This window comes from Bacillus sp. NPDC094106, from assembly GCF_044764345.1.
Classification (GTDB): domain Bacteria; phylum Bacillota; class Bacilli; order Bacillales; family Bacillaceae_G; genus Bacillus_A.
This window is the reverse complement of the sequence record NZ_JBIWHY010000001.1, coordinates 433,284-457,753: the sequence shown is the minus strand read 5'-3', so window position 1 is coordinate 457,753 and position 24,470 is coordinate 433,284. Positions and strand designations below refer to the sequence as shown.

General features: G+C 35.0%; 25 protein-coding genes and 1 riboswitch. Of the genes, 21 read left to right on the top strand and 4 right to left on the bottom strand.

What is annotated here, in order from left to right:
• The first annotated feature begins 325 nt into the window (after positions 1-325).
• From ACIQ7L_RS02530 to ACIQ7L_RS02510, 5 genes are all read left to right on the top strand, one after another.
• Positions 326-904, top strand: coding sequence for a GNAT family N-acetyltransferase (locus ACIQ7L_RS02530; protein ID WP_400566204.1), 579 nt, complete (start codon positions 326-328; stop codon positions 902-904).
• Positions 905-1,430: 526 nt separating this feature from the next.
• Entirely contained in the window at positions 1,431-2,060 is a 630-nt protein-coding gene (locus ACIQ7L_RS02525; protein WP_400566201.1) for a YdcF family protein, read from the top strand.
• A gap of 470 nt (positions 2,061-2,530) precedes the next feature.
• On the top strand, positions 2,531-2,731 hold the full coding sequence (locus ACIQ7L_RS02520; RefSeq protein WP_400566199.1) for a hypothetical protein: 201 nt from the start codon (positions 2,531-2,533) through the stop codon (positions 2,729-2,731).
• Between the two features lie 355 nt (positions 2,732-3,086).
• Positions 3,087-4,307 (top strand): RNA-guided endonuclease IscB, encoded by a 1,221-nt coding sequence (gene iscB / locus ACIQ7L_RS02515; RefSeq protein WP_400566196.1) that lies wholly within the window; start codon positions 3,087-3,089, stop codon positions 4,305-4,307.
• Between the two features lie 363 nt (positions 4,308-4,670).
• Positions 4,671-5,552, top strand: a complete 882-nt coding sequence (locus ACIQ7L_RS02510; RefSeq protein ID WP_400566194.1) for an aminoglycoside 6-adenylyltransferase — start codon at positions 4,671-4,673, stop codon at positions 5,550-5,552.
• A 226-nt stretch (positions 5,553-5,778) separates the two neighbouring features.
• Here the strand turns inward: ACIQ7L_RS02510 and pssA are convergent, their stop codons facing one another.
• Positions 5,779-6,270 (bottom strand): CDP-diacylglycerol--serine O-phosphatidyltransferase, encoded by a 492-nt coding sequence (gene pssA, locus ACIQ7L_RS02505; RefSeq protein ID WP_400566191.1) that lies wholly within the window; start codon positions 6,268-6,270, stop codon positions 5,779-5,781.
• A gap of 321 nt (positions 6,271-6,591) precedes the next feature.
• Positions 6,592-6,681: riboswitch (SAM riboswitch) on the top strand.
• A gap of 59 nt (positions 6,682-6,740) precedes the next feature.
• On the opposite strand from pssA, the gene ACIQ7L_RS02500 reads away from it, so the two are divergent.
• The 16 genes from ACIQ7L_RS02500 to lepB (ACIQ7L_RS02425) all read left to right on the top strand — a co-directional run bounded on the left by ACIQ7L_RS02500 (position 6,741) and on the right by lepB (ACIQ7L_RS02425) (position 21,826).
• A complete protein-coding gene (locus tag ACIQ7L_RS02500; protein WP_400566190.1) occupies positions 6,741-7,559 on the top strand; it encodes a MetQ/NlpA family ABC transporter substrate-binding protein in 819 nt (272 codons plus the stop codon).
• A gap of 14 nt (positions 7,560-7,573) precedes the next feature.
• Positions 7,574-8,734: an acyl-CoA dehydrogenase family protein gene (locus tag ACIQ7L_RS02495; protein WP_400566188.1), complete on the top strand. Its 1,161-nt coding sequence runs from the start codon at positions 7,574-7,576 to the stop codon at positions 8,732-8,734.
• A gap of 5 nt (positions 8,735-8,739) precedes the next feature.
• Complete coding sequence (locus ACIQ7L_RS02490) at positions 8,740-9,501, top strand: methionine ABC transporter ATP-binding protein (protein WP_400566185.1); 762 nt, start codon at positions 8,740-8,742, stop codon at positions 9,499-9,501.
• On the top strand, positions 9,491-10,153 hold the full coding sequence (locus ACIQ7L_RS02485) for a methionine ABC transporter permease (RefSeq protein ID WP_400566183.1): 663 nt from the start codon (positions 9,491-9,493) through the stop codon (positions 10,151-10,153). The genes ACIQ7L_RS02490 and ACIQ7L_RS02485 overlap by 11 nt, the downstream gene beginning before the upstream one ends.
• A gap of 542 nt (positions 10,154-10,695) precedes the next feature.
• Entirely contained in the window at positions 10,696-11,373 is a 678-nt protein-coding gene (locus tag ACIQ7L_RS02480; protein WP_400566182.1) for a copper homeostasis protein CutC, read from the top strand.
• A gap of 27 nt (positions 11,374-11,400) precedes the next feature.
• Positions 11,401-11,955, top strand: a complete 555-nt coding sequence (gene lepB / locus ACIQ7L_RS02475) for a signal peptidase I (protein WP_400566179.1) — start codon at positions 11,401-11,403, stop codon at positions 11,953-11,955.
• A gap of 152 nt (positions 11,956-12,107) precedes the next feature.
• Positions 12,108-12,878, top strand: coding sequence for an IclR family transcriptional regulator (locus tag ACIQ7L_RS02470; RefSeq protein WP_400566177.1), 771 nt, complete (start codon positions 12,108-12,110; stop codon positions 12,876-12,878).
• Positions 12,875-13,582: a 5-oxoprolinase subunit PxpB gene (gene pxpB, locus ACIQ7L_RS02465; protein WP_400566175.1), complete on the top strand. Its 708-nt coding sequence runs from the start codon at positions 12,875-12,877 to the stop codon at positions 13,580-13,582. Before ACIQ7L_RS02470 ends, pxpB begins: the two co-directional genes overlap by 4 nt.
• Positions 13,579-14,568 carry a 5-oxoprolinase subunit C family protein gene (locus tag ACIQ7L_RS02460; protein ID WP_400566172.1) on the top strand — a complete coding sequence of 330 codons (990 nt, stop codon included), beginning with the start codon at positions 13,579-13,581 and terminating at the stop codon, positions 14,566-14,568. The genes pxpB and ACIQ7L_RS02460 overlap by 4 nt, the downstream gene beginning before the upstream one ends.
• Positions 14,569-14,588: 20 nt before the next feature.
• Positions 14,589-15,347: a 5-oxoprolinase subunit PxpA gene (gene pxpA / locus ACIQ7L_RS02455; RefSeq protein ID WP_400566169.1), complete on the top strand. Its 759-nt coding sequence runs from the start codon at positions 14,589-14,591 to the stop codon at positions 15,345-15,347.
• A 20-nt stretch (positions 15,348-15,367) separates the two neighbouring features.
• Positions 15,368-16,063, top strand: coding sequence for a DUF969 domain-containing protein (locus ACIQ7L_RS02450; RefSeq protein WP_400566167.1), 696 nt, complete (start codon positions 15,368-15,370; stop codon positions 16,061-16,063).
• Between the two features lies 1 nt (position 16,064).
• Positions 16,065-17,027: a DUF979 domain-containing protein gene (locus ACIQ7L_RS02445; protein ID WP_400566164.1), complete on the top strand. Its 963-nt coding sequence runs from the start codon at positions 16,065-16,067 to the stop codon at positions 17,025-17,027.
• A gap of 15 nt (positions 17,028-17,042) precedes the next feature.
• The gene (gene pcp / locus ACIQ7L_RS02440; RefSeq protein ID WP_400566161.1) at positions 17,043-17,690 is read left to right on the top strand and encodes a pyroglutamyl-peptidase I; all 648 of its coding nucleotides are present in this window, start codon (positions 17,043-17,045) and stop codon (positions 17,688-17,690) included.
• Positions 17,691-17,759: 69 nt separating this feature from the next.
• Complete coding sequence (locus ACIQ7L_RS02435) at positions 17,760-18,476, top strand: NAD-dependent protein deacylase (protein ID WP_400566159.1); 717 nt, start codon at positions 17,760-17,762, stop codon at positions 18,474-18,476.
• 578 nt (positions 18,477-19,054) lie between these two features.
• Positions 19,055-21,190 carry a peptidoglycan D,D-transpeptidase FtsI family protein gene (locus tag ACIQ7L_RS02430; RefSeq protein ID WP_400566158.1) on the top strand — a complete coding sequence of 712 codons (2,136 nt, stop codon included), beginning with the start codon at positions 19,055-19,057 and terminating at the stop codon, positions 21,188-21,190.
• Positions 21,191-21,304: 114 nt separating this feature from the next.
• Complete coding sequence (gene lepB, locus ACIQ7L_RS02425) at positions 21,305-21,826, top strand: signal peptidase I (protein WP_400566156.1); 522 nt, start codon at positions 21,305-21,307, stop codon at positions 21,824-21,826.
• 44 nt (positions 21,827-21,870) lie between these two features.
• Here lepB (ACIQ7L_RS02425) and ACIQ7L_RS02420 read toward each other — a convergent pair whose 3' ends face one another.
• From ACIQ7L_RS02420 to ACIQ7L_RS02410, 3 genes are all read right to left on the bottom strand, one after another.
• On the bottom strand, positions 21,871-22,632 hold the full coding sequence (locus tag ACIQ7L_RS02420) for a class I SAM-dependent methyltransferase (protein ID WP_400566155.1): 762 nt from the start codon (positions 22,630-22,632) through the stop codon (positions 21,871-21,873).
• A 638-nt stretch (positions 22,633-23,270) separates the two neighbouring features.
• Positions 23,271-23,474 carry a DUF1657 domain-containing protein gene (locus ACIQ7L_RS02415; RefSeq protein WP_097898969.1) on the bottom strand — a complete coding sequence of 68 codons (204 nt, stop codon included), beginning with the start codon at positions 23,472-23,474 and terminating at the stop codon, positions 23,271-23,273.
• Positions 23,475-23,867: 393 nt separating this feature from the next.
• Entirely contained in the window at positions 23,868-24,407 is a 540-nt protein-coding gene (locus ACIQ7L_RS02410) for a GNAT family N-acetyltransferase (protein WP_400566153.1), read from the bottom strand.
• Positions 24,408-24,470: the final 63 nt, after the last annotated feature.

Genomic DNA, 24,470 nt, shown 5'->3' with positions numbered 1-24,470 from the left:
GGGCTTCTTTCGGGAATACGTTAAAGAGGCGCAGCGAAATCAATAATGTATCTGATAGTCTAAAAGTAGTCTTCTAATTGATTACTTTGTATGTTGAAAGAACGCTCTTAACATTAGTAATTATTATACCAATTGCATATATCTTGTTTGAAAGGTCGAAAAGGACTCGCTTCTGTTATAAAAGCGAGTCCTCTTTATATTGTTATTGAATTTTGAATGAAAGAAAAAATATTTTTGGGGAAAATAAAATAAATTTTAAAGATTTTGAAAGTATTCTCATTTTTTATTATGATATAGCTAGATACATAGAAAAGGAGAATAGTTTATGGAAATAGTAAATGACAGAGCAATGTTACGATTAATGCATGTAAATGATGTCGAAAGTTTATTTAGCATTGTGGAAGGAAATAAAGAAATATGGACGTATTTAATAGCTAAAATGGATAGCTATCAAGATATGGAGCGGTATGTTCAAGCGGCCATAAAAGGTTTTGAAGGAGGAACCGATCTACCATTTGTTGTAGTAGATCAAAAAACGAATAGAATCGTAGGAAGTACACGCTTATATAGTATATCAAAAGAAAATAAAACCGTTGAACTTGGGCAAACATGGTATCATCCAAGTGTACAACGAACAAGTATAAATACTGAGTGTAAGTATATGCTATTGCAATACGCTTTTGAAGAATTACATATGCTACGAGTGCAAATAAAAACTGATTTACGAAATGAAAAAGCACAGCGCGCAATTGAAAGACTTGGTGCTGTAAAAGAAGGTATATTACGAAATGAGAGACAATTGCCAAACGGTTATGTAAGAGATGCAGTTGTATATAGTATGATTGCAAGCGAGTGGCCGGTTATAAAAGAACAACTATTACAAAAACTAGCGGTATATAAATAAGAGATTATGGTTAAATATATAAAACTGTTTTAATTTTCCGACATCTAAATCCCTGCGATGCAGAATAAAAAGTAGTTCACGCTCGTTTGCTCTTTCTGTTTTTACTTCGCATGTGGCGGAAAAATGCCCTGACCGCTTCTATGCATGGCCAGATGCTCTGGGTATGTCGGTTTTTTAATTGATGTATATATAGTAAATTATAAGACGATTCAAAAAGGTATATTTTCATAAAAACGGAAAATATATCTTTTTTTCTTACAAAATGATTACTTCTTTTATATACTTTGGTTTCATCATTCCTTTCTGTGAAAAAATTCGTTACAATGGTGTTGCATGATAATTAAATTCGTAAAAGATGCAAATGAAAAATGATCCGCAAATAAGAATGAATTGACAATCCTCTATTTGAATGAAAACCCTTTAATACACATAGGATTAAAAATTATCTTCTTTCAAATAAACTCAAATAAAATGATTTATATATTGTTTTTTTAGAAGTATGGATGATGCACGGAGGCTAGTATAAATGAAACAAAATAAGAAAAGTAAAAAAAGAAGAGTCTTGCAAGTATTCTTGCTTATAATTAGCTCTATGATTCTATTTGTATGTTACGCGGCATACGATATTTGGAGCTATCGATTTAAAACGGATAAGGTAAATACAGACGCTGCCGTTGTACTCGGCGCAGCTTCTTGGAACGGAAAACCATCCCCTGTATTTCGTGAAAGAATTAATCATGCTATCTCCTTGTATAAGAACGGAAATATAAAAAAAATTATTTTTACTGGTGGTACAAAGTTTGAATCGGAGCTTGAGGAAGCACGTACGGCGAAAGCGTATGCATTAAAGCATGACGTAAAGGAAGAAGATATTTTAATTGAAACAGAATCACGTTTTACAGAAGATAACTTAAAAAATGCGAAGCAGGTCGGTATGGATAATGGGCTACATACATACACGATTGTGAGTGATCCTCTTCATATGAAACGAGCGATGCGAATTGCAAAGCATATTGGGATGGATGCATATGCATCACCAACCCCAACATCAGCATATAAAACATTAGATACAGAAATTCCTTTCTTTTTTAAAGAATTATGTTCGTATATTGGATATGTTACTTCGTTGCCAATACGTGCATTGAAGGGTGAGTAAAGAATTTGTAGTTATAGAAACAGTAATGTGTTTTACAATAGAGATTTCTATTGAGAAATGTGTAAAAAAAGATTCCTAATATAGAAGGATAGGCAAGGTGATTTGTTTTTTTTACCTTATCTATCCTTTTTGTCGTGTCATTCAAAATCTAATCAGGAAATCCATAGAGCATTTCTATTGTGTACTATAATAAAGTCATTTCTGTAGTGCTTAAAGAAAAGAATTCATTTTGAATAATCTTTTTTTAAAATGGATTTCTTTTTGTTTATTGTTAAACAAAGGTTTTAGCCCATCATTTTAATCAAACTTTATCATAAAGTTACATTTAGTGAAGTGGTCTATATAAATGAATTTATGGTAAAATTAGGTTATTAGATTACGACTTACAATACGAAATCTAATATAACGCTGCTCCCACAAATGCTAGAAACGGAAAATAGGAGAAGTGAATAGTTTTGGAGGTTCCATATATGAGTAAGAATAAGAGAAATATGATGATTTCATTTGTAATATCCGTTATGTTCATTATTTTAAGTATTATACCGATAAGCGGTAATCGATACGTATATGCTATTTTAAAAATTGGAGCGATTGCAGGAGCGATTAATATGATTGTAATGAGTACTTTCTTATATTTTCAACGCAAAAAAATGAAGCATTTGCTTCACTAATTTGGAGCTGTAGCTTTATAAAAAAGCTAGCTCTAAATAGGGAAGGAAGGTTAGATCAATGACCCACGCCTGAAGTCGCGGGCTTGCAAAAGCTTGTGATTTTCGGTCATCATTGAACAGCTTAAGTTAAGTTTTACATTGGCTTGTTAAGAAGGTGCATCCTTTTGTGTGCTTCTCCAGCACGATTCGGATGGGGCTTATACGAACCAGAGAGGTGTGGGTATTCCAATCAGCGTATGAGTTTGTTTCCAACTCTTTTTAACATAGGCGAGGAGAGATTTCCGTAAGGGAGCGTGACCACCTCAGGGTGAGGTAACATCATTGTTCTAGCTTATGCTAGAGAAAGGAGAACTCCATGTGGGTTTGTGTATTGAACAAGGATAAAACACCAATCAATCCATGCCATCCGGCAAGGGCAAGAAAATTGTTACGTCAAAAACGGGCAGTGATTCATTGCAAGTATCCATTCGTGATTCGATTAAAAGAACAAATTAATGTTTCAGAAAATAACTATGAGTATGAATGTCGCCTTGATCCAGGTAGTAAAGCAACCGGTGTCGCAATTGTAAAAAATAAAAAAGAAGTCATTGTTTTAGGTGAAATTCACCATAAACAAGGTATATCCGAAGCATTACAATCAAGAAGTGCGATTCGACGAAATAGAAGAAATCGAAAAACAGGGTATCGTCGTTGTAAATGGGCGGAAGCAATTCGTTTATTACAACGATACAAAGCATTAAAAAAATTAAAAAAACCATGTAAAAAACCATCATTCGGTAAAGAGAGTAAAAAAGGATGGATTGCACCAAGTTTACAAGCACGCGTGCTACAAACAGAAAATTGGTTCAAAAAAATCAAACGATATATGCCGATCACTTCAATTGGTATGGAACTTGTAAAATTTGATATGCAAAAAATGCAAGATCCAGATGTAAATGGTGTTTTGTATCAACAAGGTACTTTAATGGGATACGAAGTACGTGAATATTTATTAGAAAAATGGGAGCGAAAATGTTCGTATTGTGAGAAAACAGATGTGCCACTTGAAATTGAACATATCATGCCAAGAAGTCGCGGCGGTAGTGATCGAATTAGTAATTTGTGTTTAGCGTGTAGAGAATGTAACGAAGAGAAAGATAATCTCTTGTTAGACGAATGGTTGCAAAACATCAAAAAGAAAAAGAACAAACGTCATCTTACCATTGTCAAAAACATCCCAATTGTAAAAAAACAATGTAAAACAGGATTGCGGGACGCTGCAGCTGTTAACACAACGAGATGGAAGTTATACGAAACACTACAATCTTTCGGATTACCTGTCACCGTGCAATCGGGTGCGAAAACAAAAATGCAACGTATTCAAAACGATTTACCAAAAGAACATTATTACGATGCATTATGCGTCGGAACAATACCAAACAAATTCAAATGGAGGATGACTTACGTAATCGAATTTCATGCGATGGGGCGGGGCAATCGTCAAATGGCTCGCGTTGATAGATATGGATTTCCTCTTCATCATCAAGATGAGGAAAAATACGATAAAAACGGCAAACGTAAAGGTCATAGGTCATAGGTCATAGGGAACGTAAAAAACTTTGTCACGGATTCCAAACGGGTGATATTATCAAAGCAAATGTAACAAAAGGAAAGAAAAAAGGCACATACGAAGGTCGTGTGTCTATTAGACACAATGGATATTTTAACATCAAAACAAAAACAGATACAGTACAAGGGATTTCGTACGAATACTGTGTACAAATTCATCGAAACGATGGATGGCATTATACAAAAAAAGAAAAAGCATAAACCCTGTCGGATACTCACGTATCCGACGCCATTTCCTCCCACGACTAAAGTCACGGGTATCCATGGCGATTTTATGAAAAAAAACTTAAATAAATTATAATTATTAGACTATATATCGGAGGGGAATTCAATGAGAAATGAACAAGAAATGATGGATCTTATAATAAACATCGCCAAAGAAGATGAACGTATTCGAGCAGTCTATATGAATGGTTCAAGAACAAACCCTAATGTACCAAAAGATATTTTTCAGGACTATGATGTTGTTTATGTTGTAACAGAAACAGCATCTTTTATAAAAGATAAGACATGGATTAATGCTTTTGGAGATTTAATCATGATGCAAGAACCGGACAAAAGTGATTTTGGTAGGGAAATTGATTCCGACTTCACTAGATCTTATGGTTTTTTAATGCTCTTTACAGATGGAAATCGCATAGACCTTCGTATCCAAACAAAAGAAGTCGTGTTGGAAGAGTATGAAAAAGATAAGCTCACTCTTCTCTTAATGGACAAAGACAATTTTCTGCCAGCAATCCCTTATCCTACCGATATAGATTACTATGTCAAAAAGCCATCCAAAGGTGAATACGATAGCTATACAAATGAATTTTGGTGGTGTTTACAAAACGTTGCAAAAGGAATTTGGCGTGATGAACTCCCATATGCAAAACTCATGTTTGAATATACGACGAGAGATTCTTTGGATAAGATGGTTACTTGGTGGATTGGGATACAAGAAGATTTTCAAGTTTCACCAGGAAAGTTAGGGAAATATTTTAAGGAGTATCTTCCAGAATCATATTGGAAAATGTACAAAGAAACCTATTCTAATTCTGATTATGCGAATATATGGGAATCGATATTTGTTACTTGTGAATTATTTAGAATCTTATCTAAAGATGTCGCTGAACATTTTAATTTCACATATCCAATTGATGATGATAGAAATATGACTAAATACCTTACACATGTCAGAAATTTACCTTCTGATGCAAAGGAAATATTTTAAGAAAATGGATGCACCCTGCAAAGTTAGTAGGGTGCTTATTCCATTAACGGGTGTTATCGATTATTTAATCAAAATTTATTTTAAACAGCACATCTTTTTTATAAACGGTGCGACTTTGTTTCAAATCCACAATTCCTCAATCATACTTACTCTTTAATACTTCTATAGCCTTACTCAAATAAACGATATTCCATAAAGTTTTGATGGTGATGGGGCGGGATCCAAATTAAAGTTTTTTAAATCTAATTGGACTTACCATTAAGAGAGCGAGGATTAAGGTAATCCATGCATTGCTATATGAAAACAACCCCATACCAGCCAGTGGTAATCCAGCAGCTGGAATAGGTAATCCCATAAAATATCCAATAGTTGGTTTAACACTAAATTTAGCTAATCTTAAAGCACCCATCGTTGGGAAAAGGATAAATGCCAAAGAAGTTAAAAAAGATGGTGTTGCTATCGAATGAAATAGAAGTGCAGGAGCAACTCCGAAACTAACAATATCAGCTAAGGAATCCAATTCTACGCCAAACTCACTGTTCACTTTTAATTTTCTCGCAATTCTTCCATCAAGAAGGTCTAAAACAGCCGAAAAGAAAATAAAAATGGAGGATACTTCTAAAAAGCCACTTATATTCAAGGTAATTGAAAAAACACCGCACAATAAATTTCCGATCGTAAATAAATTGGGTACAGCTTTTACTATATGATTGAACAAGGTTGTCCCCCCTTAGTTGATCAAACTTCCTATTTATGTAGCATTTTCTATATATTCCCCCGTTATTCTTAAAAATACATGATCACCGTACGCTAAGTAAATTTCGACAAGAAAAAAACGATTTCCTATACGCTAAGGAAAAGCGACTTTTCACTATTCTAATTGTGCAGCGATAATAAAGTTGTTTAATTTAAAATAAAGTCGTTTAAATAGCGGGGCGAAATTGAGGTTTTCTTTCTTTTGCATATTATAGAAAAAAACGTAAAAAAACCTTGTATTTTCATCGGAATAGTGACACAATAGGAACAACAATCCAATATAATCTTATCGAGAGAAGTGGAGGGAACGGCCCAATGAAACTTCAGCAACCTGAAAAAGAATGACAAGGTGCTAATTCCGAGTAGATAAGAGGGGAAAAAATGACAACCTTCTTATATGTAAGGTTGTTTTTTATTAGGAGGGGAAAAGGGATGAAGCGTTTATTTTTTGCACTTGTAAGTATTGTATGTAGTTTGTTTGTTATTACTGGTTGCACACAAACATCAGCGGGAGACCGAAAAGAAATTCGCTTAGGGTTTACACCTGGTCCGTATAGTGATCAAGTGAAAAAAGCAGTACAGCCGTACTTAGAGAAAAAGGGGTATAAAGTTAAAATTGTTGAGTTTAATTCACCAAACGAAACAAATCCAGCGTTAACAAATAAAGATATTGATGCAAATATATTTCAAAGCACCGCTTTTATGGAATCTTACGCAAAAGAAAATAATGCGAAAATTACAGGGGTAATACAAGTTCCTTCAGCACCCCAAGGTGTATATTCTGAAAAACATAAATCACTAGATGATTTGGAAGATGGTATGAAAATAGGGGTGCCAAATGATCCAGTTAATTTAGAGCGTGCATTACGCATTCTAGAAGGAATTGGTTGGGTGAAGTTAAAGGACCATATAAATATTTTAACGATTTCTGAAAAAGACGTGACGTATAAAAAGAAAAATTTCAAACTTGTTCCACTTGAATCGCCGCAAATTCCACGAGCTATGAAGGATCTAGATTACGGTATTATTAACGGAAATCTTGTTATTTCATCTGGACATAAATTAAAAGAAGCACTTGAATTAGAAAAAACACCATCTCAACACCGAATCATTGTTACAGTTCGCGATGAAGATAAAGAGAAACCATTTGTTAAAGATTTAATTGAGGCATATCATTCACCAGAATTTAAAAAAATGATTCAATCTGAAGAACAGTTTAAAGGTTTTGTGTTACCTGATTATTTAAAGTAAAAGGAGGCCTCAATATGGCAATCTCATTTGTAGAAACAGAAGAACAACTTCTTGTGTTAGAGAAGCTAAAGGAATTAATTCCACAGTTTGCAGGAAGAGAGTATCAGCTAAGTGAGCTTGGTTCTTTTCCTTTTGAAAATATTAAAGATTTACAGAATATTGGCTATACAAAACTAACACTCCCAAAAGATGTTGGAGGCGAGGCTATTTCTTTATATGATTTTGTTTTATTTCAAGAAAAAATTGCAGAAGGAGATGGCGCGACAGCTTTATCAATTGGATGGCATCTTGGAATTGTGAAGGAACTTGCTGAAAATCGATCGTGGAAACCTGACATGTTTTCTTGGTTTTGTGAAGAGGTAAAAAAAGGTGCGCTTTTTAACCGAGCTGCAACAGAACGAAATACAGGAAGTCCTACGCGTGGAGGAAAACCAGAAACGTTAGCGGTACAAAAAGGTGATAAGTGGATAATAAACGGAAGAAAGACTTTTACAACGATGGCTCCTGTACTTGATTATTTCATCATATCAGCCAGCATAGAAGGACGAGAAGAAATTGGAGAATTTGTAATTCCAAGACATGAAAAAGGTGTCTTTATTGAAGAAACATGGGATAGTGTTGCAATGCGCGGAACGGCTAGTCATGATCTTGTATTACAGAATGTAGAGATTGCTAATAAGTACTTTACTGATATAAAGGGTTCAAAGACGAAACCAAAAGGAATTGGATGGTTACTTCATATACCAGCATGCTATTTAGGAATTGCACAGTCCGCAAGAAATTATGCAATTGATTTTGCAAAATCGTATCAACCGAATAGTTTAAGCCATCCAATTAGCTTACTCCCTAATGTTAGAAGATTAGTAGGAGAGTTAGAGCTAGAACTCTTGCAAGCTCGTACGTTTTTATATCAAGTCGCAAAAAAATATGATGAGATAGAAGATAAGCAATCATTACAAGCGGAATTAGCAGCAGCAAAATATATTGCGACAAACGCAGCAATATCGGTTGTTGATAAAGCAATGCGAATTGTAGGGGCGAAAAGCTTATCTGAAACAAATCCATTACACCGCTATTATTTGAATGTTCGAGCTGGTTTGCACAACCCTCCGATGGATGATGTAACGCTCTCATTAATAGCGGACGATGCTTTTAAATCAAATGAAAAGGAGTGAGTGAAATGATCACGTTACGTGATATAAATAAAACCTTTCAAACGAAAGAAGGTTTATTTCACGGTGTAAAATCAGTCTCTTTGCAAATTGAAGAATATGATATATATGGGATTGCTGGATTAAGTGGTGCTGGAAAGTCTACATTATTACGTACAATGAATTTGTTGGAAAAGCCAGATTCAGGTGCAGTCATTGTGAACGGCGAAGATTTAACAAAGTTATCTAAGAAAAATTTACGAACGGCAAGACAATCAATCGGTATGATTTTTCAGCATTTTCATCTTCTTCATAATAAAAATGTATTAGATAATGTCGCTTTACCATTAGAGTTAAAATCAGTTTCGAAAGAAGAAAGAGAAAATCGTGTAAGAGAATGCTTAGAGATTGTCGGTTTAAGTGATAAAGCGCATCATTTCCCCGCGCAACTAAGTGGCGGACAAAAGCAACGGGTAGCAATTGCTCGTGCATTGGCAAATAATCCAAAAGTATTACTTTGTGATGAACCAACATCGGCGCTTGATCCGAAAACGACACGTTCTATCTTGCAATTTTTACAAAAGATCAATAGAGAATTAGGCGTTACAATCGTAATCGTAACGCATGAAATGAATGTCATTAAACAAATTTGTAATAAAGTCGCAATAATGGAAGAGGGAGAAGTTGTTGAATCATTTGATTTATATGATCAACAATTAAAACCAACATCAGAAATTGCGAAACTCTTATTAGGTGTAGAGCAAGAAGGAGGCATTGCACATGTTCAATAACATTATTCCATTGCTTCCAGAGATTGGGACATCACTTTTGCAAACATTGTTAATGGTTGGACTCTCTGTTGGAGCAGCAATTATTTTAGGCGTTCCTTTAGGTGTTATTTTATATTTTACAAGTAAAGGACAGATTCTGGAACAGAACATGGTTCATCGCGTTTTAAACGGGATTGTAAATATTATTCGCTCGTTCCCATTTATTATATTACTAGTGGCTCTTGTGCCTCTTACACGGGCGATATTAGGAACGACAATTGGTCCGATTGCTGCAACGATTCCTTTATCAGTAGCAGCAATTCCTTATTTTGCAAGACTTGTAGAACAGGCATTACGTGAAGTGCCAAAAGGAGTAATTGAAGCTGCGGAAGCAATGGGAGCGACGCCGCTTCAAATTGTACGGAAAGTGTTACTCGTTGAAGCGCGTTCGGGTCTTGTATTAAGTTTAACTGTTTTAACAGTAAGTTTTATTTCCTATTCTGCTATGGCAGGTGTTGTCGGAGGCGGAGGTATTGGTGATTTAGCAATTCGTTTTGGATATTATCGTTTCCAAACCGACGTTATGGTTGTTACAGTCCTTATGCTTGTTATTCTTGTCCAGTCTGTCCAATTTATTGGAAATCGAATTGCTGCAAAAATTGATAAAAGATAAGTGTGTAAAAACGGTATACATGAAAATCCATAATTTGTTGTAGCAAATGGCAAAAAACTTATTAGGTTAATGAAGGTTGCTGAAAAAGCGTCTACGTTGAGTGAATAATAGAATTTTTATCAATATACAGAAATTTAAAAGAAGATACCTCATATATAGTGGGAAGTGATCTTCTTTTTCTTTTTTAAGAGAATTTTTCAGTACCCACGGTTAATGCAAGAATGCCTATACTATATACATTTCAACATATAAGTCGCTGTTATGATCCGCACTTGTATTCTCCCTTTGTTTTCCTATATTACCGCCCGTAAAAGCCCGATTGTTGAGGGTTAATAGTGGGGATTTTCTTCATCCCCACCGATTAAAGTTTTACTTTATCTTTGAAATTTGTTTATAATGATAAAAAGATTTTTGTTTTTGAGGTTTTACAGGGATTTTAAAATCTTTCTTTTCTATCTTCTTTTTTATGTTTTATATGAGAAAGCTAGGCTTCTGGTTTGGGCTACTGTATAATGAGGGAAAGTACGAAAAGAGGTAGTTTCATGCTAGAAGTAATTGCAACATGCTTAGAAGATGTGCGGCGAATTGAAAAAGCTGGTGGGAATCGAATTGAGCTTATTTCAGCATATACAGAAGGTGGATTAACGCCAAGTTATGCTTTTATAAAAGAAGCAGTGAAGGCAGTAAACATACCGATCCATGTTATGATTCGTCCACACGCTAAGTCGTTTATATACACAAAAGAAGAAATTGAAATGATGAAAGAAGATATACAAATTGCACAGGAACTTGGCGCAGCGGGCGTTGTGTTAGGTGTTTTAAATGAACAGAATCAAATTGATGAAGGGAAATTAGCAGATCTATTATCTGTTGTAAATGGAGTCAATGTGACATTTCACCGCGCTATAGATGAGGTAGATGATTTAGTAGGAGCGGTAAAGATACTTCGAAATTTTGATAAGGTAACTCATATTTTAACTTCAGGTGGTCACGGAGATATAGTAGAGAATATTTCTGTGTTGTCTGAAATGAAAAGAGAAAGTCAAGGGAATATTGAGTTAATTGTCGGCAGTGGTGTGACAAAAGAGAATATACAACAATTGCTGAATGAAACAGGGATTACACAAGCGCACGTTGGTACTGCTGTTCGAGAAGAAAAATCTTGTTTTACTGAAATTGATCAAAAATCTGTACAAGTTCTAGTGAAATTAACAAAATAATCATAGTGCTAGGGAAGAGGGAAAAAGATGGAGAAAAACAAGAAAAAAGAAATCATTTCATGGATTAAGACACTAGGTATTACATTAGGACTCGCTTTTGTAGTGCGTGGTATTTTATTTACTCCTTCACTCGTACAAGGTGAATCCATGATGCCTACTTTAGAAAATGATGAGCGCGTTATTGTCAATAAAATTGGTTACAATATACAAGGATTGAATCGTTTTGATATTATCGTCTTTCATGGAAAAGAAGGATATGACTTAGTAAAACGAGTAATTGGTTTGCCGGGCGATACAATTGAGTATAAAAATGATGTTTTATATGTAAATGGAAAAGCTGTTGATGAGCCATATTTAGCAGATTATAAAGCGAAAATATCATCAGGGAATTTAACTCCTGATTTTACATTAGAACAAAAAACGGGGAAAACAAAAGTACCTGAAGGTCAAGTGTTTGTATTAGGAGATAATCGCCAAGTTTCAAAAGATAGCCGCATGTTTGGTTTTATTTCTGAGGATCAAATTGTCGGAAAAGGTGAAGCTGTATTTTGGCCACTACAACATGTAAGAACGTTGCAGTAACTGAAGAGTGAAAAGCATTGATATTTTTTCAATGCTTTTTTTTATTGAAAAAATATTGTTTAAATAAAAAGAATATTTTATAATTTTAAATTATACATATGTTTCAAAAAACGGAATTCATGTTCCATATTTCGGAATTTAGGGGAGTTAAGATGAGTATAAATAAAACAGCAGTAAAAACGATGGATATTTTAGAACTGTTTTATGAACATGAAGAGTTGACGTTAACAGAGATGGTTCAGCTTACAGGAATGCCAAAGACATCTGTGTATCGCTTAATTGGTTCGCTTGAAGAAATGGGCTTTTTACAAAAAACAATAAGAGGAAGTTATCAACTCGGTTTCGTATTTTTACGGTTTGGCCAACTGGTGTCGCAACGATTATCAGTACGAAACATTGCAAAGCCTTATATGAAACAGCTTAGAGATACTCTTGGTCAAGCTGTGAATTTAATTATTCAAGACGGTAATGATGCTATTTATATTGAAAAAATGGATGGGGATCAACCGGTTCGAGTATATACAGAGATTGGAAAGAGAGCTCCTTTATATGCTGGAGCATGCCCTCGAATTTTACTTTCCCATTTTTCAGAAGAAGATCAAAGGAAGTATATTGAGGAAACGAAATTAGAAAGATTTGCAGATGGAACAATATTGAATAAAGAACAATTATTGAAGCTGTTACAAACGGCGAAAAAACAAGGCTATACAATTAGTTATTCTGAACTTGAAAATCATACTGCTGCAATTGCAGCGCCTGTTTTTGCAAGTGATGGAAGAGTAATAGCTGGGATTAGTATTTCAGGATTAGCGATAGAGTATAACGAAGCAACTATTCCAAAGTTTATTACAGAAATAAAGGAAACAGCGTACCAAATTTCAAAAGAACTTGGCTGGAGGGAAGAGAAAGAAGGGGAACGATGAAATTTTCAGCTTTAGGAGATCAAGCAGTAGTCGTTACATTTGGGGAAAGTATTCATATGGATATATATGAGAAAGTACAAGAATTATTTCAATCATTAAAACAGAGTCCGTTTGTAGGAGTGATTGAATGTGTGCCATCTTTTGCTTCTTTAACAGTTTATTATGATTTGTACGCATTATGGAAGCAAAATGAAAGAAACATAGCACCTTATGATTATGTATGTGAATACATTAGTGGTTTATTTTATCATAGCAAAAACAATGAGAAAACGAAGCGCAATCACATTTCTATTCCGGTTTGTTACGGAGGGCAGTATGGACCCGATTTAGAAGAAGTTGCAGCATATCACGAACTGCAGGTAGAAGACGTAATTCGTATTCATAGTGAAGCGACTTATTTTGTTTACATGTTAGGATTTACGCCTGGTTTTCCCTATTTAGGCGGTATGCCGAAAGAGTTAGAAACCCCGAGAAAACAAACACCGCGTTTACAAATAGTGTCTGGTTCAGTAGGAATTGGTGGAAGTCAAACAGGAATATATCCACTGGAAACACCAGGTGGCTGGAACATTATCGGCCGAACGCCAGTTTCTTTATTCAGGCCAGGTGAAGATCCTCCTACATATGTACAAAGCGGCATGTATTTGCGTTTTATCCCAATAACAGAGGAAGAATATTTAATCTTAGAGGGGGATAAGAAATGAATGCTGAGGTTTTACATGCTGGAATGTTTACAACAGTTCAAGATTTAGGGAGATACCAGTATCAACAATATGGTGTACCTGTTGGCGGAGCTATGGACCCAACAGCACTAAGGGTCATAAATATGTTAGTTGGAAATGAAGAGGGTGAAGCTGGATTAGAGATTACGGTTATGGGGCCGAAAATTCTAATCAAAAAAACAACATTGTTAGCAATTGGTGGTGCGAATATGGAACCTTTGTTAAATGGAGAGGCAATTCCATTATGGCGGCCAATTGTAGCAAAAGAAGGTAGTATGCTTTGCTTCGGAAAAGCGCAGCTTGGATGCAGAACATACGTAGCATTTGCAGGTGGAATCGATGTTGCAAGTAGTATGGGTAGTAAAAGTACATATGTGCGTGCTGCTATAGGTGGTATAGAAGGAAGAGCGCTTAAAAAGGGCGACCGTTTTCAAATTGGTATACCATCCCAATTTGCTACTTGTATGATAAAGAAATTGCTAGATGAAGAAAGGATAAAAACGAGGTGGGGAATATGTGGTCACGTTTTACCAAAGTATAGTCTTCATCCAGTTATCCGAGTCATCACAGATTTTGAATGGAACCAATTTAAGAAGGAAAGTTTAGAATCATTTTTTACAAAAGAGTATAAAGTATCTAATTATGCTGATCGAATGGGGTATAGGCTAGAAGGTGAGAATCTGAAGAGAATAGAAGAATCTGAAGTTTTATCCAGTGCAGTTACATTCGGAACAATTCAAGTACCATCTGGTGGTCATCCTATTATTTTAATGGCTGATCGACAAACAACAGGTGGATATCCGCGAATGGGCAATGTGATATCGGTGGATTTACCAATTCTTGCACAATTAAAGCCTGGGGACTATGTCTCGTTTGCAAAAATTTCTATAGCAGAAGCAGAGAAGCTTTATATAGAGCAAGAACAAGATTTAAGTCTATTAAAGAGATTCATTGCCTTACAAGGATAGAGTAGGAGGAGAAATGAAACATGGTTACCGTTGATTTGAATTGTGATTTAGGAGAAGGATTTGGTGCATATAAAATAGGAAATGATGATGCAATTCTTCCGTTTGTTTCATCTGTAAATATTGCATGCGGTTTTCACGCTGGTGATCCAACTGTTATGCGTCAAACCGTTGAAAAAGCACTGAGAAATAATGTGGCAATAGGTGCACATCCTGGCTTTCCAGATTTAGTTGGATTTGGGAGAAGAACGATGCATGTTTCACCAGATGAAGTATATGATTATGTTTTATATCAAATAGGAGCATTAGATGGATTTGTAAGGGCGGCAGGAGGAAGAATGCACCATGTAAAACCGCATGGTGCACTATATAATATGGCAGCCAAGGATCAAAAGATTGCGGATGCAATTGCAAAAGCAATTCATCGTATGAATCCAGAGCTGTTTTTGTATGGATTAGCAAATAGTGCATTTATACAAGCTGCTGAAAAATATGAACTAAATCTCGTGCAGGAAGCATTTGCTGATCGTACATATCAATCGGATGGAACATTAACGAGTCGTACAGAAGAAAATGCGCTTATCAAAAATGAAGATCGGGCAATTGAGCAGGTGCTGCAAATGGTGCAAGAAGGACATGTACAAGCAGTTGATGGCACCATTGTAGCTTTACATGCAAAAACAATTTGTTTGCACGGTGATGGGGAGAAAGCAGTTCAATTTGCAGAGAGAATATACAGAACATTTCGATTAAAAGGTGTTTCCATTTGTGCACCAAAATAGAATAAGGGGGTCATACATAGATGTTGAAATTAATTGGGATATTGCTTGTAGCTGTTGGTTTTTTATTTCGTCTGAATACACTGTTAGTTGTTATGGTGGCAGGAGTTGTTACTGGTATGGTTTCGGGGATGAGTTTTTATGATGTCATTAGCATGTTTGGAAAATTTTTCGTAGAAAATCGATATATGTCTATGCCAATTTTATTGACTCTTCCTGTAATAGGAATATTAGAACGATATGGATTGAAGGAAAGAGCAGAAGCTTTAATAACAAAATCTAAAGGTGCTACAACTGGAAAAGTACTGATGTCATATTTTACAATTCGTGAGGCTTCAGCGGCAATAGGACTTAATGTTGGTGGACATGCACAAACAGTAAGACCTCTTGTTGCACCAATGGCAGAAGGAGCCGCGCAAGGCCGTTATGGAAAACTTCCTGAAAAATTGAAAGAAAAGATTAAAGCGAATGCTGCGGCAGCCGAAAATACAGCATGGTTTTTTGGAGAAGATATTTTCATTGCAACAGGAGCAATTTTATTAATGAAAGGATTCTTTGATTCTGTAGGAATGCATGTTGGTGTATGGGATATGGCGCTTTGGGGAATCCCGACAGCACTCTCAGCTTGTATTGTAAGTTGGATTCGATTTAGACAGCTTGATAAACATATTGCAGCGGTTATGAAAAAGGAAGAGCGTCAAGATAAGGAGGCGATATAGGATGAAGCTTATTACACTGGATACAATTTATTATATACTAGGTATCATTGTTGCTTTTGTTGCAATTCGTGTTGCTTTTGATCGTCAGCATCCAAATCGACTTGGTTCCAGTTTATTTTGGGCATTATTCTCTATTACATTTTTATTTGGAAAGATCATTCCATCATTTTATATCGGCTGTATAGTGTTAGCGATGGTTGTTTTAGCGTCTTTAAATAAGGTGACAAAATCTAATGAGAAAGAAGCACCTGCCGAGGAACGTGTGAAACATGCAGAAAAACTAGGAAATAAAATTTTTATGCCAGCTATTTTAATACCTATTTTTACAATTATCGGTACGTTAACATTAGGGAAAATCAAGTTTGGAAATGTATCTCTTGTTGATCCTGAGAAAGTTACATTAATTGCTTTAGCACTTGGAGCATTGCTCGCGTTTGTAGCAGCAATGGGGATTACAAAGGCGAAGATAACAGCACCTGTACAAGAAGGTAGTAGATTGTTGCAAGCTGTTGGCTGGGCAGTTATTTTACCACAAATGTTAGCCGTGCTTGGCGGGATTTTTGCAAAGTCTGGTGTTGGTCAAGTTGTCTCTGATTTAGTAGGACAAGTATTGCCGACAGAATATCCATTTGTTGCTGTTATGGCATATTGCTTGGGCATGATGTTGTTTACAATTGTAATGGGGAATGCGTTTGCTGCCTTTGCGGTTATTACAGGCGGGATTGGTTTACCTCTTATCGTTCAAATGCATGGGGGAAATCCAGCGATTATGGCAGCGCTTGGTATGTTCGCAGGGTACTGCGGAACATTGCTGACACCGATGGCAGCAAACTTTAATATTGTGCCGGCGATGTTATTAGAATTAAAAGATAAAAATGCAGTAATTAAAGCACAAGCACCGATTGCCATCACAATCTTTGTAATTAATATGTTTATTATGTATGGGCTTGTATATCGATTCTAGCAGGGAGTGGTGAAAATGAAAACGGTACTATTAACTGGTTTTGAGCCTTTTGGCGGAGAGGATATTAATCCAGCTTGGGAAGTTGCAAAGCAGCTTAACGAGAAAGAATTTGGAGAGTATAAGATTGTTAGTAAACAAGTTCCAACTGTATTTCATAAGTCCATACAAATATTACAGTCATATATAGATGAACTTAAGCCAGCGATTATTATTTGTATTGGACAAGCTGGAGGGCGAGCCGATATTACAGTGGAGCGTATAGCGATTAATATTGATGATGCAAGAATTGCTGATAATGAAGGAAATCAACCCGTTGATATACCTGTTGTAGAAGAAGGACCAGTTGCTTATTGGTCTACTCTTCCACTGAAAGCTATTGTAAAGAAACTTCGTGCAGAAGGGATTCCAGCATCTGTTTCGCAAACTGCGGGTACTTTTGTTTGTAATCATCTTTTTTATGGGCTTATGCATATATTAGCGAAAAGTGAAAATGAGGCACGCGGTGGTTTTGTACATATTCCGTTTTTACCAGAACAAGCAAGTAATCATTCCGGACACCCAAGCATGTCACTTTCTACCATTACAAAGGGCATTGCATTATTAATTGAGGTTGCGCTAGAGGTAGAAAAAGATATTGTAGAATGCGGCGGGGCAACACATTAAACAAATATAGAACACCTTCTATGGACAACTGGTATAATGAAGGAAGAAATATACATAGAGGTGAGAGTTATGCAGCAATACGAAGAAGTTCGTTCTGTTATAGAAAAGGCAAATAAAATTACAGTGTTAACGGGTGCTGGTGCTAGTACCGAAAGCGGAATTCCTGATTTTCGCTCAGCAAATGGCTTATATGCAGATGCAAACGTAGAGATGTATTTATCAAGAGGATACTATAACCGTAACCCAAAAGAATTTTGGAAGCATTATAAAGAAATATTTCAAATTAACACATTTCATCAATATAAACCGAATCGCGGGCATAAATTTTTAGCGAGATTAGAAGAACAGGGAAAAGATATTACAGTGCTCACACAAAATATTGATGGTCTTCATCAATTAGGTGGTAGTAAGCATGTTATTGATTTACATGGCACACTTCAAACAGCACATTGTCCAAAATGCCAGGCAAAATATGATTTACAATATATGATAGATCATGAAGTACCACGATGTGAAAAGTGTAATTTCATTTTGAATCCAGATGTGGTTTTATATGGTGACACATTGCCGCAATATCAAAATGCAATTAAACGTATATATGAAACAGATGTATTACTTGTTATGGGAACTTCGTTGAAAGTACAGCCGGTTGCATCGTTCCCGCAAATTTCCAAAAGAGAAGTAGGAGCGACAACAATTTTAGTGAATGAAGAGTTAACTGGACAAGAATATAACTTTGACTATGTTTTTCAATTGAAGATTGGGGATTTCATTAAGAAGATGTAGAGAAGTTAAGCAAAAGATGAGATGAATCATATTCATCTCATCTTTTTTGTTACAGAGTTATCCTGAAGTTTATAGGGAATCACTTAATGAATAGATGGAAGGTTTTTTGGGGGAATTAATTTTTCTTTACCATTTCTTTACTATTTCTTATTATCTTTTTAAGAAGTTTATAATATTATATTCATATGTTTAAATGTAATATGTAAATGAGTAAGGTTCACACATTAAAGAATACAAATTTTAAAAGTTTTTCAATTTATTATCTTGAATCGAGTTATCGATATGTAGTGATTAAAAACTGAAAATTTCACCTTTTCATTCTTTTTGGAATAATATAGAATTCTATATATATCATATAAATAAATATAATGACTGTGTATTCATTTATCCCGCATGAATTAGTAGGATCACTCTCACCTCAAAATTTAACAAAGGCAAGGAAGTTAGGTGAGGGTGAATAATCAGTGGGAAGAAAATCTCTACTGATTAAAGTTTTATTTTATAAGCTTCAGTTATGTCCAGTGAACTTGTTTTTAAGATTGTAAAGAAAATGAATAGAATAAAGAGAGGGAAGCTGCATGAAAAAGAAGAAGCAGAAAAAGAAGAAAAGCCATATTCCGTTTCGTCTAAATGTACTATTCTTTTGCGTATTTCTTATGTTTTCAGCCATTATTGTTCAGTTAGGAAAAGTTCAAATTGTAGATGGTGAAACATATAAAAATGTAGTAGAAAAACAGGAAGATTTAACAGTGAGTGCGCCAGTTCCTAGGGGGAAAATTTTTGATCGAGAAGGAAAGGCGATTGTGGATAATAAACCGCTTCGGACAGTTACATATACAAAAATGAAAGGTGTAGACGCTAAGGAAATTTTGAAAACGGCAAGGGAATTAGCAAAGTTGATTGAAATGCCACAGGAATCAATGGACAAGCTAACCGATACAGATAAAAAAGATTTTTGGATGCAATTAAATAAGAAGCGTGCAGATGCAAAAGTAACAAAAGAGGATGAAAATAAATTAAGAGAAAAGAAAATAGAGGGAAAAGAATTAGATAAAAAGGTGGAAGAGCTTAGACGCGAAAGAATTACAGCGGAAGAGTTAAAAGAGCTAACACCAGAGGATATAGAGGTATTAGCAATTAAAAGTAAAATGAATGCTGGATACAAAATGACGCCTCAAATTATAAAAAAGGATGTGAGTCCTAATGAATATGCAATAATTAGTGAGAGTTTAGCGCTTCTTCCTGGGGTGGATACTACAGTGGATTGGGAACGCGAGTATCCTAATGATAAAATACTTCGTTCTGTACTTGGGAGTGTTTCTAGTGCCGATGAGGGATTACCAAAGGAGCAATTAGATTATTATTTGGTCCGTGATTATACCCGTAATGAGCGAGTTGGTAAAAGTTATATTGAAAAACAATATGAAGATGCATTGCATGGTACGAAGGGGCAGTTTAAACATATTACTGATAAAGAAGGGAATCTTCTTCGGATGGAAGAGATTACGAAAGGGAAAAGCGGAAATAATTTAATGTTAACAATTGATATGGATTTGCAGAAGAAGGTAGAAGAAAGTCTTGAAAAAAACTTAAGGGCATTTAAACCGGTGGAACCAATGTTGGATCGTGCTTTTGTTGTAATGATGAATCCGAGAAATGGACAAATTTTATCAATAGCAGGAAAGAAACTTGTAAATAAAGATGGAGAAATACAAGTAGAAGATTATGCACTTGGTACAATGACAAGTTCTTATGAGCTTGGTTCAACTGTTAAAGGTGCTACATTACTAACTGGATATCAAACGGGTGCGATCAAACCATTTACTCATTTTGTTGATGCACCAATGAGTTTTAAAGGAACAAAAGATAAAAAATCTTGGAAAGAGTTCGGTGATATTGATGATTTAAGAGCTTTACAAGTATCATCTAACGTATACATGTTTAACACTGCTTTAAAGATTGCAGAGGTTGATTATGTACCTAATAGTACACTGAACATTAAGCAGGAAGCGTTTAATAAAATGCGATATCATTTTACGCAATTTGGTTTAGGGGTTCCAACTGGTATTGATTTACCGAATGAATCGGCAGGACAAAAGGGGAAAACAGATCAAATCCCGGGTTTTTTACTTGACTATTCGATTGGCCAATACGATACATATACACCACTTCAACTTGTGCAATACATGTCGACAATTGCAAATGGTGGTTATCGAATGAAGCCGCAAATTGTACAAGAAATTAGAGAACAACCAACTAAACCAGAAGACATTGGAAAAGTAGTACAAGTAATGGAACCGGTTGTCTCAAACCGTATAGATATGGACAAAAATTATATCGATCAAGTGAAGGAAGGATTCAGAAGGGTATTTCAAGAAGGAGACGGAACGGGTGTAGCAACGTTTAAAAATCTTCCTTATAAACCAGCTGGGAAAACAGGAACGGCAGAAACTGTTTATGGTGGCGATAACGACATTGGAAGAGATGAAAATGGAACCCGAAAAAAATGCTATAATTTAACTTTAGCTGGCTATGCGCCATATGATGCTGATCCAGAAGTGGCATTTTCAGTTGTTGTGCCGTGGGTAAATGATGATAAATCTGGAGTGAATTCTAAAATTGGTAAAGATATTTTAGATGCATATTTTGATTTGAAAGTTAAGAGAGTGAATGGAAATCCAGTTCCTGTAGAGCAGTCTAATAAAGCACAATAAAAAAATTCTATAAATATAGCTGGAATAATCGCACTTCACTGTACCGAATATGAAATATATTGTACAGTGAAGTGTTTTTTAGATTAGGAGTGTTGGTGGGATGGAGGGATACATATGGAGCGACAGATTAAGAATCGATGGGGGAAATTTGTTCTATTCATATTTGTTATGTTAGTCATCATAAATTCTTTTACTTTGTGTAAAGTAGAAGGGAAATCCATGCAACCAACTTTACAAGACGAAGATTATGTCTTTGTAAATACAGCCGTTACACGTTTCAATTCTCTACATCATGGAGAAATCGTTGTGATTAAAGATAGGGATAACTCTAAATATTATGTGAAGCGAGTTATTGGACTTCCAGGTGAAATAATACAGATTGTAAACGGCAGCCTTTATTTAAATGATAAGGAACAAACAGAACAATACATTAACAGAGAGTTGCCAAATGAACTACAAATATTTTCAGATTATAAAAGGACAAAAATTCCACCAAATAAATTATTTGTAATGGGAGATAATCGCTCTCAAAGTAAAGATAGCCGAAATGGTCTGGGATATATTGAGGAAGCTAGTATTATTGGTAAAGTAGAATTTGTCTATTATCCTTTTTCAAAAGCGAGATTAATAGATTGAACGAGATAAAAACAGCCGTGTTTCATATAGAAACACGGCTGTTTTTATTGATATGTGGCTTGTATTAAGAATCGGTGCTGTTTTACATCAAAATACCCTTTTTGTAAAATTAATTGATGTATATTATATAACTCGTTGTAATATTTTTCAGTAGTAAACTTAGGGATTTGCCAAGGTATTGCTTTTAGATAGTAGATTAAAGCGCCGATGTCATAAAATCTTTGAAGTGGGAACTCTTCTTTTGATTTTAAAATGGTAAAACCATTTTGCTGTAACGCGTTACAGGCTGTTTCTAAAGTCCAATCTGCATATTCTTGATTAAGTGGTACGCTCAAGTGTTCATTGATTTCAGCACAGTCAAGCCCGCCTACTTGTTGGGTAAGAAATATGCCGTTTCGAGATAGAATTCTTTTTACCTCTGAAGCGGCGTATGATTCATGTTGATTTAAAATTAAATCGAATTGTTTATCAGCAAATGGTAAAGCATTATCATTTATTACTTCTACAACTTTTACACCTAAAGATTCTAATTTGTTTTTTGCTATCGGGATATTTGGGGCATAGCCTTCAGTCGCATAAACAGAAGGGGGAAAGGGTTTTAACATTGATAAAAACTCTCCGCCACCTGTTCCCATATCAAGCATAGCATTTGCATTTTGTATAAGCTGAAAGGCCATACTACCATATGACCAAGATAATAACTGACTCTTCATGCGACCAGTTTCTGTAATAAAGGAAAAATCCCACCCACTAAAGCTTGTATTCGCATTTTCTAAAAGTGCTAAAAATAATTTATCATGCTTCATGTTACACCCTCCTGCTCGTTATGTTAAAAATAGAGTAAACGAACATAAATGGAGGACCTCTAATTAAAATATATCGTTGTTATGTTTCGTGTTCTAGTATTTTCATAAGGATTCACTCCTGGTAAAGGTATATTATTTTCTTTTCTAGATTTACAAGTATAATACCTGCTGAAATTGGATTTAATAGAAAATACCCTTGCTTCAAACAAGGGTAGGGTATTTGTTTATTTTTTTATTGATAACCCATATACAAGTGTTTCACTAGGGCTCGTAATACTAAATCCAGTCGTTTTATAATCGAGAACAGGACAATCGAAATGACTTGTCCTATTAGCAGTAATATAATTCATGAGGATTTTTGAATTTTTCAAATGATTTATATTGGTAAACTGACTCATTGATAGTATGTGGAAAAAGTCGGTATTCTGGATGTTAATAATAGTTAACAAAAAGAAATTCGGTTTGCTTACTGTTATATAAAATACGGGAAACTTGTTATTTGTTGAGTTATTACCTGCAGAAAAAGAGCAAAATTAAATCATCTCTTTTCAGTTAGCTTAAAAAAGTATAAATACTTTCTAGATATATACATCTAACCATGAAACGGTCTCTACAAAAAATCTGAAGATTACTGCGTTTTATTGATTATACTGAGGCTCATCTTGCTGAATTTCCTGAACACGTGGTTCTAAAGAATCAATAATTGTCTGCGTTTGCTGAGCTGCATTTTGATACAGTTGTTTTGCTTGCTGATTGTCAGTATCAAGAACAAATCCTTCTAAACATGCTTGAGCACTTTTTAATCCAGAAATAGTTTGTTTAAGCTTAGTAATTACTGTCATAATTAAATTCCTCCTTATAATTATGAATTCACTATTTAGAATAGCTATTTTCTACCAAAAATATGATTTCTAAATTTTGGTTATCTTTATAGAATGAATACATTGACTAAGATTAGAAAAATACTAAACGAATCGTACAGAAAAAGCCATGTTAGATGGATATTAAATACGAAGAGAAGTTGCGCAGTTAAAAATGATTAAACAGTTTGTTTTTATCCATACCGAGATACATTAAATAGGGAAGAAGCTTTTTCTTTGCCAGTAAAAAAGTAGATGCTTCGAGAATAAAGTGGAACTTCCAACAATAGGATTCGCCCCTGTTGGTATTCAGCACAAATAGGAGCAGTTATGCCCCCACCTCTCTTATTTGATTCCTCTATATTTGCTCTTTTATTAATTATCTTTTAATAGCCGGTCATGTAATGTTGAAAGGGTAAGTAACGCTGGCACTGTAAAGGTTTGTGTTAAGCATAAATCATCTTCATCCATTTTCTCAATTTCTTGATATTCAATCTCGTTTTTTTGATAGAATTTTTTCCAAAAAGCCACGGCTCTCGAATTGCTTTTTAATTGGGCCACGTAATATGTTCCCATATGTTGTTTGAAAATCTCTAAAATGGCTTGATCTGCTATTTGTTTTCCTCTATACGGCTTTAATAAGAAAAAATCGTTAATACAAAAGTCTGTTTTAGGGGCTGTAAATGGTACTTTAGCGAATAGGATAAAGCCAATATATTTTTCCTCATATTGAATGAAATACGGGATAAGCTCCTCACGAGTACAAATAAGTTCAAAAGCATCAAATTCAAAAAATCCATTTTCATTTGGATGAAGAGTAGGGGAGAATTCGGATAAATCATGTAAGTATAGAGCATAGAAATTCTTTAGTATTTCTAGTTGTTTTGTGGATACAGCTTCTAATGTGACGTTCATTTTAATCCCATCCTTTTTAAAAATAATTTTTTTGTAATTCATATAAGTCTGGTGCATCAATAA